Below are 14,089 nucleotides of genomic sequence, written 5' to 3'. Positions count from 1 at the left end.
TTGCACTTAATCGAAATTGGTTGCGGGGGCTGGATTTGAACCAACGACCTTCGGGTTATGAGCCCGACGAGCTACCAAGCTGCTCCACCCCGCGTCCGTATTTCATCATTCAAAGCATGATGAGCGCTTTAAGCTTTCTAACAAAAGAAGCTGGAGCGACACACGAGGTTCGAACTCGTGACCTCAACCTTGGCAAGGTTGCGCTCTACCAACTGAGCTAGTGTCGCATTAACAACGTTTCCGCTGTTCAGGGCTGCGAATTATAAGAGCATTTTTTTGTGATGCAAGTCCTTCCTGATAAAAAAAGTCATTTTTTATCAGTTTGCTGAAAAAGCACGCAAATATGGCGTGTTAATCTTTGAAATCGATTAACACGCCATCATCTAAAATTCACGCTTTACTGATTAAATGCTGAATATTGTTTGACGGTAATATTTAAGTTCCGCGATCGACTCTCGAATATCATCCAGAGCTAGGTGACTCCCTTGTTTGGAAAAACCATCCAAAACCTCTGGTTTCCAGCGACGTGTCAGCTCTTTTAGTGTGCTGACATCGACATATCGATAATGGAAATATTCTTCTAACGCTGGCATGTGTTTGTAAAGAAAGCGTCGATCTTGACCTATGCTATTACCGCAAATAGGGGATTTCCCTTTAGGCACCCATTTTTCTAAGAAGGCGATCGTCTGTTCAACCGCTTCTTGTTGTGACACCGAATCATGGCGAACTCGCTCAACCAGACCACTATTGGTATGGGTTGTTGTACACCAGTCGTCCATTTTCGCTAATTCATCTTCAGGTTGATGGACGGCCAGTACAGGTCCCTCAGCTAAAATGTTTAATTCGCTATCAGTCACAATGGTAGCAATTTCGATAATTTTATGAGTTTCAGGATCTAAGCCTGTCATCTCAAGATCAACCCAAATTAAGTTCTGATCGCTAAAGGACATAAATACGTTGCCTATATTGGTTTGCAGATAAAAAAGGTACTATACCCAAATTCAGATCCCCAAGATACCTTTGGACATAGGATTCAAAGCGTATGGTTTCGAGTGAAATCTCGATGGGGGTCAAACGTATGACAATCATTTAAGTAGATAATCGTGGCAAAGAAAAAGAAGCTGACGAAAGGTCAAGTACGACGCGTTCGTAATAATCAGAGTAAACGACTGCAAAAAGAAGACACTATTCAGTGGGATGAAACCATGCTGGGTACTGCCAAGACAGGGTTAGTCATTACTCGTTTTGGCCAACATGCAGACATTGAAGATCTCGAAACGCAAACGGTACAGCGCTGCAACCTGCGCCGCGGCATTGAAACCCTAGTGTCTGGTGACCGTGTTATTTGGCGACCAGGGCTTGAATCAATGGCGGGTATTTCTGGCGTTGTTGAAGCTGTAGAGCCACGCAAGTCGGTGTTGACGCGTCCCGATTACTATGACGGTTTGAAGCCAGTAGCGGCCAATATTGACCAAATGGTGATCGTCTCTTCAGTTTTACCCGAGTTATCACTCAATATTATTGACCGTTATTTGATTGCCTCAGAAACCGTAAAAATCGCACCTTTGGTTGTACTCAATAAAATCGATTTACTGAGCGATGAGCAACGCACCCAATACCAAGAATGGTTACGTGAATACGAACGTATCGGCTACAAAGTTCTACTGGTCAGTAAAGTGACAGGCGAAGGTATTGTAGAGCTAGAGGCTGAGTTGAGTGGACGTATCAACATTTTCGTCGGGCAATCTGGTGTGGGTAAATCCAGTTTAGTGAATGCCTTAATGCCTGATTTGGAAAATGAAATCGAAGAAGGTGAAGTTTCTCAAAACTCCGGCCTTGGCCAACATACCACCACAGCTGCTCGCTTGTACCACATTCCTACTGGTGGTGATCTGATTGACTCACCAGGAGTACGTGAATTCGGTCTATGGCACTTAGAAGCCGAAGAAATTACTGAAGCTTTTGTCGAATTTCGTCCATTTTTAGGTGGCTGCAAATTTAGAGACTGTAAACACGGTGATGACCCTGGTTGTTTATTACGTGAAGCGGTTGAGAAAGGCGATATCAGTGCAATACGTTTTGAAAACTATCATCGAATTCTTGAGAGCATGTTAGAAAACAAAGCCAACCGCCAATATTCGCGGAATAAAAAAGCAGATTTATAGCCTTGAGCTAAAATTCAAACGCAAATTTTGTTTCATTTTTTCGTTTGAATAATCGATCTATGATCATGAGTAACTACTGACATCGTGCCTATTTTTCAGTAACATCTCGCGCCCAAAGTGAAGAACATACAGTTAACATTGGAATATTAAACAATGGATAAAATTAAAGTTGGACTGCAATACTGGATCCCACAACACGGCTTAACACGCCTGATGGGGTGGCTCGCATCAGCCAAAGCTGGCGGTCTAACCACAGCAGTCATTCGTTGGTTTATCAAGCAGTATAACGTCAATATGGACGAGGCTTTGCACTCTGATCCTAGCCATTTCAAATCATTCAATGAATTTTTTGTGCGTGAGTTGAAAGAGGGAGTTCGCCCTATTGCCGAAGGTGAATCTGTTATTACTCATCCTGCTGATGCTTGCGTAAGCCAATTTGGCCCAATTAATGACGGTAAACTGATTCAAGCAAAAGGCCATGATTTTACCGCAGTGGCCTTACTTGGCGGTGATGAAAAGCTAGCACAAGAATTTGATGAAGGTGAATTTGCAACACTTTACCTATCACCACGAGACTATCACCGCGTTCATATGCCATGCGATGGTGTATTGCGCCAGATGATTTACGTGCCTGGTGATCTTTTCTCGGTGAATCCACTAACCGCAGAAAACGTTCCAAACTTGTTTGCTCGCAATGAAAGAGTGGTGTGTATCTTTGACACCGAGTTTGGTCCAATGGCACAAGTGCTTGTTGGTGCAACCATTGTGGGAAGCATCGAACTGGTTTGGGCTGGCACGATCACCCCGCCACGTGGTAACACGGTTTATCGTTGGGACTACCCAGCACAAGGTAATAAGGCGGTTATGCTGAAGAAAGGTCAAGAAATGGGCCGCTTTAAACTAGGCTCTACCGTGATCAACTTGTTCGCTAAAGATAAAGTACGCTTTGATGATTCAATGCAACACGGCGAACCAACAGTTATGGGTACTCCGTACGCACATCAAAACTAACATCAAACAATGAGCTCATTGCTTGGCATATGAGCTCATTTTCTCTCAAATTTATTGACTAAAAACAAATCAATCACACATTCCAAACATAAAATCCAAAACTTCAATCCGTATCTAAGACCCTAATTCACATATCATTTACGATAGTCACCTCAAGTAAACAAAGTAAGGTGACGTGAGCATGCCAAATATCAATCCGGGAATACTGATAAAGCTAGCAATCTGCTTTTTGCTACCGCTTGGCGTATTATTTATGCCTATCGATTCAATTCCTATTGATGACCTCACTTTAATTCAACACAGGCTATTGGCGATTTTTTTACTAGCAGCTTTGCTATGGGTACTTGAACCTGTTCCCGTCTTTGCGACGTCAATTTTGATCATCGCTCTTGAATTGATCATGATATCCGACAAAGGACTACATCTATTTCGTGCACCACCAGCAGGGCATGATTTAGGTGAACTGATGAAATACACCGATATTTTCAGTGCTTTCTCATCGCCAATTATTATTTTATTTATGGGTGGTTTCGCTCTGGCAATTGCCGCCTCCAAATATGATCTTGATAGCAACTTAGCGCGTGTATTACTCAAACCTTTTGGCAATCAACCTCGGTTCATTATGTTAGGGTTAATGCTAATTACTGCTGTGTTCTCAATGTTCATGTCTAACACCGCCACCACAGTCATGATGCTAGCATTACTCGGGCCTATTGTGGCCTCGGCTCCTAAAGGTGATTTGGGAATTAAAGCCTTGGTATTGTGTATCCCAATTGCAGCTAATACTGGTGGCATTGCAACACCCATTGGTACACCACCCAATGCTATTGCTTTGCAATATCTCACTGGCGAAAACAGCATCGACTTCCTTTCTTGGATGATGATGGGCCTTCCCTTTGTGATGATTCAACTGACTTTAGCGTGGTTCTTACTGCAGAAACTCTTCCCTTCTTCTGAAAAACAGATGATCTTAAAACTGAATGGTAAATTCCAAAAAAGCTGGCAAGCGATCGTAGTTTATATAACATTCGCTGCCACCATTGTCCTTTGGATGACAACCTCACTGCATGGTATGAATACGTATGTTGTCTCTATCATTCCTTTGGCAGTTTTCACACTCACCGGCATTATGGGAAAGGAGGAATTAAAACAGATCAATTGGGACGTATTATGGTTAGTCGCCGGTGGTATCGCTATTGGTATTGGCTTGGATAAAACAGGGCTCGCTTCAGCGTTAGCTCATGCAATTGACTATAGCGCACTATCGCCCGTTTCAGTGGTTATCACGCTATCATTAGTGTGTTGGATAATGGCGAATTTTATGTCTAATACTGCAACCGCGAACTTATTAATGCCCATTGCAGCGGCAATTGCAGTGTCGATGGAAAGCCTTGCAAGTATCGGCGGTATACAAGGCCTGTTAGTTGTGGTCGCCTTTTCTGCGTCACTCGGTATGATCCTGCCTGTATCAACCCCACCCAATTCATTAGCTTACTCTACAGGCTTGATTGAAAGTAAAGACATGGCGAAAACGGGTGTCATTATTGGCATCGTAGGGCTATGTATTGTCTACACTGCCGCTCTGTTACTAACCTAGCCATCTAAATGCGTGGCTTGCACAATTGAACGCAGGTCACGCAATTGAACTTTCCAACCACATCGAGTATTACCAATCACAATCTGCTGACGAATAATCGAGCAAGATCAGATTAATCTACCGTATAATATTGTAGGATTTTTCCAAATTACTTATTTATATTTCTGTCAAATTGCTAATATGGACAACCATTCAACTGGCAATTAATAAAACTACAGCAAATTAACCAAACTTATGATTTGCGATATTGACGATACCTTGATCATATCGCTCAAAGGACATCACTCATGAGACACACCATCAAATTTAAAATTCAGGTCGCTATTGCGATCATTATTGCCATTGTTAGTGGTGTACAAGCCTTTATTTCAGTTAACCAACTCCAGCAAGAAACTACTCACGCAATTAATAGTGAAATGGAGAATGTCAGTATTGCCACCAGCCGCTACATCAGTGATTGGCTAGGTATTCGCAGTGATATGATGCTCGCCAATGAGACTTCGCTTGCAAACAGTGATAATGCTGATAAAGAACTTCTGGTGACTAAAAAAGGCGGTGATTTTCTTTCAGTTTATGCCGGGTTCAGTGATGGTTCCATCGCCTATGGTGACAAAACCGAAGACTGGCCAGCCGATTACGATCCAAGAACTCGTCCTTGGTATAAAGATGCCATGTCCCAGCAAGGGCTTATCATTACTGAACCCTACCAAGACTTTGATGGCAGTATCGTCGTGAGCTTTGCTAAAGCTTTCCATGGTCAAAAACAAGGGGTACTTGCTGCTGATTTGACCGTCACCAACATCATCAAAGAAGTATTAAGCGTAAAACTCGATAACCAAGGCTTTGCTTTTCTGGTCGATGGTAAAAATAATATTGTCGCTTACAAAGATGAAGCTCTAAGTCAGAAACCACTTACCGATTTAAACGGCCAACTGAGCTCGCAACAAATGGCGACACTGGTTCAAGGAAACCAAGTGGCAACCATTAGTTGGCCACAGCAAGGCGATAAACTGGTCTACGTGTCACGTATCCCAAATACCGATTGGTCGCTAGGGATTGTGGTTGATAAATCTCTCGCTTATGCGTCGGTATCAGAACAGATAACCTTTACCGCAATCGCCTCTTTGATTCTTTATATCGTCATCGCCAGTATCAGCACCTGGGTCGTAACTCGCCTGCTGAAACCTCTTCAAGAGCTTTCGGGGGCATTAGCGCAACTTGCTCAAGGTGAAGGAGACTTAACTCAGAGAATAGACATTCGTCGTATGGATGAAATAGGAGAGTTGGCAGAAAAAGTAAACCTCTTCTTGAGTCAAATGCAGGGAATGTTAAAGGGCATTGTTGAGCATAGCCACCAGCTTTCGACACAAGCACAAAATGCGAATGATCTTTCCACTCAAGCATCTCTGCGTGTAGAACATCAACAAAATGATGTGAACCAAATCGCGACCGCTATCCATGAAATGTCCGCCACAGCGGCTGAAGTCGCAAGCCATGCTGAATTAACGGCCAGCGCATCTCAAGCATCCGCAAGCGCTTGTGATGATGGGCAAGCGGTAATTAAAAAGAACAGAGACTCAATTACGAGTTTGGCTAATCAAGTCGATAGTGCTGCCAAAGTGATCCGCGAACTGGAAAGCAATGCACAAAGCATTAACCAAATCCTTTCCACCATCCAAGGTATTGCTGAGCAAACCAACCTATTGGCCTTAAACGCAGCGATTGAAGCGGCACGTGCTGGTGAGCAAGGACGCGGGTTCGCAGTCGTTGCCGATGAAGTACGGGTACTTAGTCAACGCACGCATGGTTCAACCGAAGAGATCCGCACCATGATTGAGACACTGCAAAGTAACACTCAACATGCGGTAGAAAACATGGAAGCCAGTACTAAACTGGCCGATAACAGTGTCGAATACGCAGAACAAGCACACGATAGCTTGGTTAGAATCACTCAAGCAATTACTGAAATTAATGATATGGCACTACAAATCGCCAGCGCAGCTGAAGAGCAACGCGCGGTTAGTGAAGACATCAGCCGTAATACTCAAGGTATTAAAGATGCGTCTGATGATCTCGCCAGTCAGACTCAACAAAGCAGTCAAAGTACCAGTGATATGCACCGCTCAACCGAAGCTATGCGCCACGAGATCAGCCGCTTTAAAGTGTAATCGCCACCGGGCTGCCTCATGAAATGGAGCGTTAGAGGCAGCCAACAAATTATCTTTGTTTTCTCCACTCATTAAGGCATATTGAGAGCCCCTTAACCCCCACAAGGATGTCATCATGGGTTACGAGTGGCTCGCTCTTGCTGCTGCATTTCTTTGGGCTATTGCCAGTCTCATGTCGGTAATACCAGCCAAACATTTAGGTACCTTTGCTTATAGTCGCTGGCGAATGGGCTGCACCTCGGTAATCTTAATCAGCATGGCATTTGCAACGGGGGGCTGGGCAACAGTCAATGGCGATATGATCACTCCAATGATGCTTTCTGGATTAATTGGGATTTTCATTGGCGACACAGCATTATTCGCCTGCTTAAACCGTATGGGTCCTAGACAAGCGGGGCTGCTATTTTCTTGCCATGCGGTATTTTCTGCTATTCTCGGTTATTTTTTATTCAGCGAAAGTATGAGTAATGCTGAATTACTCGGTGCTTCCTTGGTCTTTTCTGGCGTACTCACCGCCATATTTTTTGGTCGTCGTGGACAAAATCATAACGCATTAGAAGCCATTAACGGCCGCATTTGGATTGGTATCAGCCTTGGTCTTATCGCCGCGTTGTGCCAAGCTTTAGGCGGCATCATTGCCAAGCCAGTGATGCAAACCGGCATTGACCCTGTTTCCGCCTCTGCAATCAGGATGATAACCGCATTTACAGCCCACTGTTTATTTCTATTTACCGGGGCTAAATTGGCGCGAGCAACCCAAGCCATTAACCTGCGCATATTTACTATCACGGCCATTAACGGTTTTCTTGCAATGGCAGTAGGAATGACTTTAATCCTCTATGCCTTACGAGAAGGAAATGTCGGCATGGTAGCGCTACTATCTTCTACAACTCCAATCATGTTACTGCCAATTTTATGGTTGTATACCAAACAAAGACCCAACCGCTTCGCTTGGTGTGGCGCTTTAATTGCCGTCTTAGGAACGGGAATTCTGGTCTATTAAACCATTGTAACCCGTTCTATTGGCTTAAGAATGTTGATCAATAGGCTACCTTTATACCAATCACAGTAAGTAAGTGATCAGAAATAGCGTAGGGAAAATTCTTGAGAACAAGGCGGAATTTTTCGATAAGTAGTTATTCTACAATCAAAAATTCTAACGCAGTTATCGAGTTTTTTAACAAGCTAGGGTGAACAGTTATTTACTACGATTGGTATTATAGGCATTGATAGGGAGAATCATTGATCTTAACCTACTGCAATCGCTTCAAAGTGTAGTAAAATTACGCTAATTTCTGTTTTAAGTTACTTTGAATTTGACGAGGTCATAACTATGTCAGCTAAGAAGCCAATGGCTTTAGTAATTCTTGACGGTTGGGGTTACCGTGAAGATAACGCAAACAACGCAATCAACAACGCGAATACTCCAGTCATGGATAGCTTAATCGCGAACAACCCAAATACACTTATTTCAGCTTCAGGTATGGACGTAGGTCTACCAGATGGCCAAATGGGTAACTCAGAAGTGGGTCACACCAACATTGGTGCTGGTCGCATTGTCTACCAAGACCTCACTCGCATCACTAAATCGATCGCCGATGGTGAGTTTCAACAAACTGAAGCTTTAGTCGCAGCGATGGATAAAGCGATCAAAGCAGGTAAAGCCGTTCACCTACTAGGTTTGATGTCTCCTGGTGGCGTTCACTCTCATGAAGACCACATCTACGCAGCGATTGAAATGGCAGCCGCTCGTGGCGCTGAAAAAATCTACCTACACTGTTTCTTAGATGGCCGTGATACACCGCCACGCAGTGCTGAAGGTTCATTACAACGCTTCCAAGAGCTTTTCGCGAAACTTGGCAAAGGTCGCATTGCATCACTGATCGGACGCTACTATGCCATGGACCGTGATAACAACTGGGATCGTGTACAGAAATCATACGACCTGTTGGTTGAAGCTAAAGCTGAGTACACTTTTGATTCTGCAGTGGCAGGTCTTGAAGCCGCTTACGCTCGTGAAGAAAACGATGAATTCGTTAAAGCGACTGAAATCAAAACTGAAGAGCAGCAATCAGCAGCCATGGAAGATGGCGATGCCGTTATCTTTATGAACTACCGTGCTGACCGTGCTCGTGAAATTACTCGTGCATTCGTACCTGATTTTGACGGTTTTGAACGTGCTAAGTTCCCAGCCGTTGATTTTGTGATGCTAACTCAATACGCAGCCGATATTCCTCTAGCTTGCGCTTTTCCACCAGCATCACTAGAAAACACTTACGGTGAGTGGCTATCAAAAGCAGGTAAAACGCAGCTTCGTATTTCTGAGACCGAAAAATACGCGCACGTTACTTTCTTCTTCAACGGTGGTGTTGAGAGCGAATTCGCCGGAGAAGAGCGTCAATTAGTTGCCTCTCCAAAAGTTGCAACTTATGACCTACAACCAGAAATGAGCGCACCAGAGCTAACTGAAAAGCTCGTTGCTGCGATCAAATCTGGTAAATATGACGCTATCATCTGTAACTACCCGAATGGCGATATGGTTGGCCATACTGGCGTTTACGATGCAGCAGTAAAAGCGTGTGAAGCATTAGATGAATGCATTGGCAAGGTAGTTGAAGCCATTAAAGAAGTGGATGGCCAACTACTTATCACAGCTGACCACGGCAACGCAGAGATGATGGTAAACCCAGAAACTGGCGGTGTACACACAGCGCATACTAACCTGCCAGTACCACTTATTTACGTGGGTAGCAAAGATCTTGAGCTAAAAGAAGGTGGTAAACTGTCTGACCTAGCCCCAACGATGCTGGCTTTAACTGATATGGAAATTCCTGCCGAAATGTCAGGTGAAGTTCTATATAAGTAACTGACAAACTGAGTGTTCGCGAACGGGTCATTCTAGGTCTGTAGCAAAAAACGCAATCAACCTAAGCCTCGACGATATCCGCCGAGGCTTTTTTTCGTCTAAAGATCGGATTTGATTGCAAGTTTTGACATTCAAATTTCGACTCTCCTATCGCTTTGAGTATACTGGTTTACTTATTTGTAGATATAAACTTGAAAAGCTGATGAAAAATAAGCCGACACCGCAACCAATCAAGATTTCTGCTCTATGGCAAAAAATAAGCCTGACACTGGTTATAGGGATCGGTTGTATCTCAAGCACTCATATTTACGCAGCAACACAACAAGAATTAAACGGCGTGAAGGGGGAAATTTCTCGTCAGCAGAAAACACTCACTAAGCAGCAAAAAGAGCTTGATGCCCTACAAAATTCATTGAAAACTCAAGAGCTAGGTATCTCGAGCTTAGAAAATGAAATCAAAGCTACCAAAACGCAATTGACGACTGCCAATGCTAATATCGATAAACTTAGACAAAAAATTAAGCTGCTAGAAAATCAGAAAACACAACAAACAGAGAAACTCGCCCAACTCATCAAAACTTACTACGCCACCCAACGAGCAACAGCCGCGGCAAACATACTCAACAATGGCATAGAAGAAGATAGAATAAGCCAGTATTATCAACACCTTGCCAAAGCGCGCACCAAGACGATTCAAGAACTGGAAAGTACGCAAGTCGAGTTGAACGAAAGTGACCGACAATTACAGCTTGAACGTGACCAAATTGCCTCGCTGCTTGAACAGCAAACGAAGAAGCGTGATACATTAGCTAAAACACAGTCTCAACGACGTCAAACCGTTAATAAAATTCAAAAAAGTATTTCTGGTGACAAAGTCTATTTGGCTGAGCTACAACGCAATGAAACCCGCTTACAAGCAGAAATCGCCAAAGCAGCAAAGCGTAACGCGGTATTAATGGATGGTTTGGCTAAGCAAAAAGGCAAATTACCTTGGCCATTGAAAGGGAAAATTTTACACAGTTTTGGTACTCGTCAAAGCGGACAAATTGATTGGAAAGGGATCGTGATCGACGCCAATTACGGTCAGTCAGTAAAAGCAGTTTATTCTGGAACTGTCGTGTTTGCCGAATATCTACGTGGCTATGGTCTGGTTGTATTACTCGACCATGGTAAAGGTGACATGACCTTGTATGGATTTAACCAAAGCCTGCTGAAAAAAGAGGGGGACAAGGTCATTGCCGGAGAAACGATTGCCTTAGCTGGCGATACCGGTGGGCAGTCACAACCTTCTCTTTATTTTGAAATTCGACGTAACAGTAAAGCAGAAAACCCGAAAAGTTGGCTAACTCGATAAGCTAACCACCCCCGGTTTATTTACGGTAATACACTTCAACAGTATCAATAAATTCAGCTAACTGAGATTTATCGAGTGCATTAATTCCGGCAGCTGCTTCCCTTCCCCCGCCTGTGGCAAAGGCACTGCACAAACCGCCAGCCCCTTGTTTATTATCTAAAGGGGCGCGTAATGACACCGTATAACTGCCATTTTGGTTTTGGGTTAAAACGGCATGCGCTGAACCGGGAGTTTGGTTAGCAAGCCAATTTCCAAACACCCCACAGACTCGATGCGAAGCCGCGTCGTCAGGTAATTCAAACACACTTAACCATTGACTGCGATGAATTGGAGTTAATGACTGAGCGGCCTGCATATCTTGTTCGTAGGCCTGTTGCAGATGATAAAAGGGAGAATTGATGTCTGCAATAACATCAAATGGAGACGGATAGACCAATAATGCTTGATACAAATTTGCTGGATGATAATGAAGCTGATCAACCGATTCTCCATAGCCGTTATAATTGATTAACGTCCCCAATTCCTTGAGCTGCTCTGCTTGATTAATGCTCAGCCCGGCTTTAATAGCTAGCTTATCGGCCTTCGCTAGCAAATTGTCACCATAAGCGGCAGTTATTGCCCATTCATGGAATTGCCCACCGAGCCATTTATCGACAATCAATGCAGTGCAAGTATCTGGATCTAAATCAATATGAGCATCAAGCAGGCGGCTAACAGGAATATCATCGGCTTGGTGATGATCGGCATAGAATACTGTCACCCCCATATCAAGAGCTCGCTGTAAAGCGGTACGATTTTTATTGAGAGAAAGATCCAACACCGTGAAGCTATCTCTCGATTTAAAATCCAATCCTTCAAGTAATTGAATATCGCGTTTGACACCAGTAATCAACGTTGTTGTACGTGGCTGAGCAAGCCTGATTTGAAGAAGAGAGATGATGCCATCAGCATCACCATTAAAGATGTCATAATGCATATCAAGGAGAACCCTTCGTAATTGAATAGCCGAGAAACTAGCAGTTTCAATTGCTTAATAACAATACTCAAAGGTTATAACTAATCACTCATTGTGCATTCATTGCACGAACGCCGTCTTCTAACAACAGAAGCTGTTCTATTCCTTGCTCTGTTGCCTTCGGCTTAACCACTGCAATCATTTGCAACATGCCTTGGTGAATGACTTGCTCAGTAATGTGTGTTTTAGAAGACATTGCCGATTGATAACTAAGCCAACTTGAAGCAATCATATGTAGCGTCGTGACTAACGGCTTCATTTCATCCTCAACCACCGCCAGCAGTTTTAAGTCAACGAATGCTCGCATAATGTCAATCAGGTTACTTTGCAACTTTTCTTGCACTTGAATATATTCTTCATGTAGCACTTCATCGCGCTGAAGAATTTCCGGCAAATTGGCATAGAAGAAACGATATTTCCACATTAAGGTAAAGATCGAATCAAGATAATGCTTGAGCAGGGTCAAGCTTTCTCGTTGCCCTTGAATCGGTGTAAAACGTTCAAGTAGTTCAGCGGAATATAACGCAAAGATTTCGCGAACAATTTCTTGTTTGTTACGGAAGTGGTAATACAAATTACCGGGGCTAATCTCGATGTGAGCTGCGATATGATTAGTGGTAATGGTTCTTTCACCATGTTCGTTAAACAGCTCTAATGCCGCATACACGATCCTATCTTTTGTCTTCATCTTGCCTCATTAGCTTTGAGTTCATTGATTATTCCTATCTATATTAGAATAGGAAAAGTACCTTACCAATATAAGGTACTTTAATGCTAATTACTTATGGTATGGCTTCGACAACTCATGCACGGCTTCAACAAATACACCGGCATTTTCTGGTGGTACATCAAGGTGAATACCATGCCCAAGGTTGAATACGTGACCAGTCCCCCCCTCACCAAAACCTTCTAGAATCGTTGCCACTTCTTGACGAATTCGTTCAGGTTGCGCGTAAAGCATTGATGGATCCATATTACCTTGTAAAGCAACTTTATCACCGACACGAGATTTCGCATCAGCGATATTGATTGTCCAATCGAGACCAACTGCATCACAGCCAGTCGCTGCGATTTGCTCTAACCACATGCCGCCATTCTTTGTAAATAAAGTTACCGGCACACGACGCCCATCATTTTCACGAATCAATCCATCGACGATTTTATGCATGTACTGCAGTGAAAAGAGGTTGTAGTCACGGGGGGTAAGTACACCACCCCAGGTATCAAAAACCATTACTGATTGAGCACCGGCTTTAATTTGTGCGTTAAGGTACTCAATAACACTGTCCGCTAGCTTATCGAGTAAAAGGTGCAGCGTTTGTGGCTCGGCATACATCATTTTCTTGATTTTAGTAAACGCTTTCGAGCTACCGCCTTCAACCATATAGGTGGCTAGTGTCCATGGGCTACCAGAAAAACCAATTAGTGGCACTTCGCCTTGCAGATCTTTACGGATCTGACGCACCGCATTCATCACATATTGCAGTTCACCTTCAGGGTCAGGCAAACCAATTTTATCCACATCAGCTTTACAAGTTATTGGGCGTTCAAATTTAGGACCTTCACCAGCTTCAAAGTACAACCCCAATCCCATCGCATCTGGGATTGTCAGAATATCAGAAAACAGAATAGCGGCATCCAGTGGGAAACGACGCAGTGGCTGCAATGTCACCTCAGAGGCAAGCTCTGCGTTTTTACACAAAGACATAAAGTCACCCGCTTGCGAACGAGTTGCACGGTATTCTGGCAGATAACGACCCGCTTGACGCATCATCCATACGGGTGTGCAATCGACAGGTTGTTTTAGCAGTGCACGCAAATAGCGGTCATTTTTTAATTCAGTCATTCCGTCTTCCAATTTAAGGCTTATTATTTTTTGTGGGCGCTATTCTAACATCGAATAACAGGCAAAA

The 14,089-nt window shown here is 43.6% G+C and carries 11 protein-coding genes and 2 tRNA genes; 7 read left to right on the top strand and 6 right to left on the bottom strand.

Annotation, left to right across the window (positions count from 1 at the left end):
- Positions 1–17: 17 nt before the first annotated feature.
- From HGG78_RS16795 to orn, 3 genes are all read right to left on the bottom strand, one after another.
- Positions 18–94: transfer RNA gene (locus HGG78_RS16795), tRNA-Met, on the bottom strand.
- A gap of 57 nt (positions 95–151) precedes the next feature.
- Positions 152–227 (bottom strand) — tRNA-Gly (locus HGG78_RS16790).
- 177 nt (positions 228–404) lie between these two features.
- A complete protein-coding gene (gene orn, locus HGG78_RS16785) occupies positions 405–950 on the bottom strand; it encodes an oligoribonuclease (RefSeq protein ID WP_053309825.1) in 546 nt (181 codons plus the stop codon).
- A 153-nt stretch (positions 951–1,103) separates the two neighbouring features.
- On the opposite strand from orn, the gene rsgA reads away from it, so the two are divergent.
- From rsgA to HGG78_RS16750, 7 genes are all read left to right on the top strand, one after another.
- On the top strand, positions 1,104–2,165 hold the full coding sequence (rsgA, locus tag HGG78_RS16780; protein WP_172533580.1) for a small ribosomal subunit biogenesis GTPase RsgA: 1,062 nt from the start codon (positions 1,104–1,106) through the stop codon (positions 2,163–2,165).
- A 153-nt stretch (positions 2,166–2,318) separates the two neighbouring features.
- Positions 2,319–3,176: an archaetidylserine decarboxylase gene (gene asd / locus HGG78_RS16775; protein ID WP_168523616.1), complete on the top strand. Its 858-nt coding sequence runs from the start codon at positions 2,319–2,321 to the stop codon at positions 3,174–3,176.
- Positions 3,177–3,357: 181 nt separating this feature from the next.
- The gene (locus HGG78_RS16770; RefSeq protein WP_168523618.1) at positions 3,358–4,773 is read left to right on the top strand and encodes an SLC13 family permease; all 1,416 of its coding nucleotides are present in this window, start codon (positions 3,358–3,360) and stop codon (positions 4,771–4,773) included.
- Positions 4,774–5,060: 287 nt separating this feature from the next.
- Positions 5,061–6,941: a methyl-accepting chemotaxis protein gene (locus HGG78_RS16765; protein ID WP_172533579.1), complete on the top strand. Its 1,881-nt coding sequence runs from the start codon at positions 5,061–5,063 to the stop codon at positions 6,939–6,941.
- 115 nt (positions 6,942–7,056) lie between these two features.
- Positions 7,057–7,944, top strand: coding sequence for a DMT family transporter (locus HGG78_RS16760; protein WP_053309820.1), 888 nt, complete (start codon positions 7,057–7,059; stop codon positions 7,942–7,944).
- A gap of 330 nt (positions 7,945–8,274) precedes the next feature.
- Positions 8,275–9,807 (top strand): 2,3-bisphosphoglycerate-independent phosphoglycerate mutase, encoded by a 1,533-nt coding sequence (gene gpmM, locus HGG78_RS16755; RefSeq protein ID WP_172533578.1) that lies wholly within the window; start codon positions 8,275–8,277, stop codon positions 9,805–9,807.
- A 202-nt stretch (positions 9,808–10,009) separates the two neighbouring features.
- Positions 10,010–11,161 (top strand): murein hydrolase activator EnvC family protein, encoded by a 1,152-nt coding sequence (locus HGG78_RS16750; protein ID WP_172533577.1) that lies wholly within the window; start codon positions 10,010–10,012, stop codon positions 11,159–11,161.
- A 16-nt stretch (positions 11,162–11,177) separates the two neighbouring features.
- Here the strand turns inward: HGG78_RS16750 and HGG78_RS16745 are convergent, their stop codons facing one another.
- The 3 genes from HGG78_RS16745 to hemE all read right to left on the bottom strand — a co-directional run bounded on the left by HGG78_RS16745 (position 11,178) and on the right by hemE (position 14,022).
- A complete protein-coding gene (locus HGG78_RS16745) occupies positions 11,178–12,137 on the bottom strand; it encodes a DHH family phosphoesterase (RefSeq protein WP_172533576.1) in 960 nt (319 codons plus the stop codon).
- Between the two features lie 88 nt (positions 12,138–12,225).
- Positions 12,226–12,864: a TetR/AcrR family transcriptional regulator gene (locus tag HGG78_RS16740; protein WP_053309816.1), complete on the bottom strand. Its 639-nt coding sequence runs from the start codon at positions 12,862–12,864 to the stop codon at positions 12,226–12,228.
- Positions 12,865–12,954: 90 nt separating this feature from the next.
- The gene (gene hemE, locus HGG78_RS16735; protein WP_053309815.1) at positions 12,955–14,022 is read right to left on the bottom strand and encodes a uroporphyrinogen decarboxylase; all 1,068 of its coding nucleotides are present in this window, start codon (positions 14,020–14,022) and stop codon (positions 12,955–12,957) included.
- Positions 14,023–14,089: the final 67 nt, after the last annotated feature.

Source organism: Vibrio aestuarianus (genome assembly GCF_012395185.1).
Taxonomy (GTDB): domain Bacteria; phylum Pseudomonadota; class Gammaproteobacteria; order Enterobacterales; family Vibrionaceae; genus Vibrio; species Vibrio aestuarianus.
This window is presented reverse-complemented; position numbering and strand designations above follow the sequence as displayed.

What these genes read in the sequence shown, in the direction of transcription:
- asd (WP_168523616.1), top strand. Translation starts at nt 2,319, where the DNA reads ATGGATAAAATTAAAGTTGGACTGCAATACTGGATCCCACAACACGGC.
- orn (WP_053309825.1), bottom strand. Translation starts at nt 950, where the DNA reads ATGTCCTTTAGCGATCAGAACTTAATTTGGGTTGATCTTGAGATGACA.
- HGG78_RS16770 (WP_168523618.1), top strand. Translation starts at nt 3,358, where the DNA reads ATGCCAAATATCAATCCGGGAATACTGATAAAGCTAGCAATCTGCTTT.
- HGG78_RS16745 (WP_172533576.1), bottom strand. Translation starts at nt 12,137, where the DNA reads ATGCATTATGACATCTTTAATGGTGATGCTGATGGCATCATCTCTCTT.
- gpmM (WP_172533578.1), top strand. Translation starts at nt 8,275, where the DNA reads ATGTCAGCTAAGAAGCCAATGGCTTTAGTAATTCTTGACGGTTGGGGT.
- HGG78_RS16740 (WP_053309816.1), bottom strand. Translation starts at nt 12,864, where the DNA reads ATGAAGACAAAAGATAGGATCGTGTATGCGGCATTAGAGCTGTTTAAC.
- HGG78_RS16765 (WP_172533579.1), top strand. Translation starts at nt 5,061, where the DNA reads ATGAGACACACCATCAAATTTAAAATTCAGGTCGCTATTGCGATCATT.
- hemE (WP_053309815.1), bottom strand. Translation starts at nt 14,022, where the DNA reads ATGACTGAATTAAAAAATGACCGCTATTTGCGTGCACTGCTAAAACAA.
- HGG78_RS16760 (WP_053309820.1), top strand. Translation starts at nt 7,057, where the DNA reads ATGGGTTACGAGTGGCTCGCTCTTGCTGCTGCATTTCTTTGGGCTATT.
- HGG78_RS16750 (WP_172533577.1), top strand. Translation starts at nt 10,010, where the DNA reads ATGAAAAATAAGCCGACACCGCAACCAATCAAGATTTCTGCTCTATGG.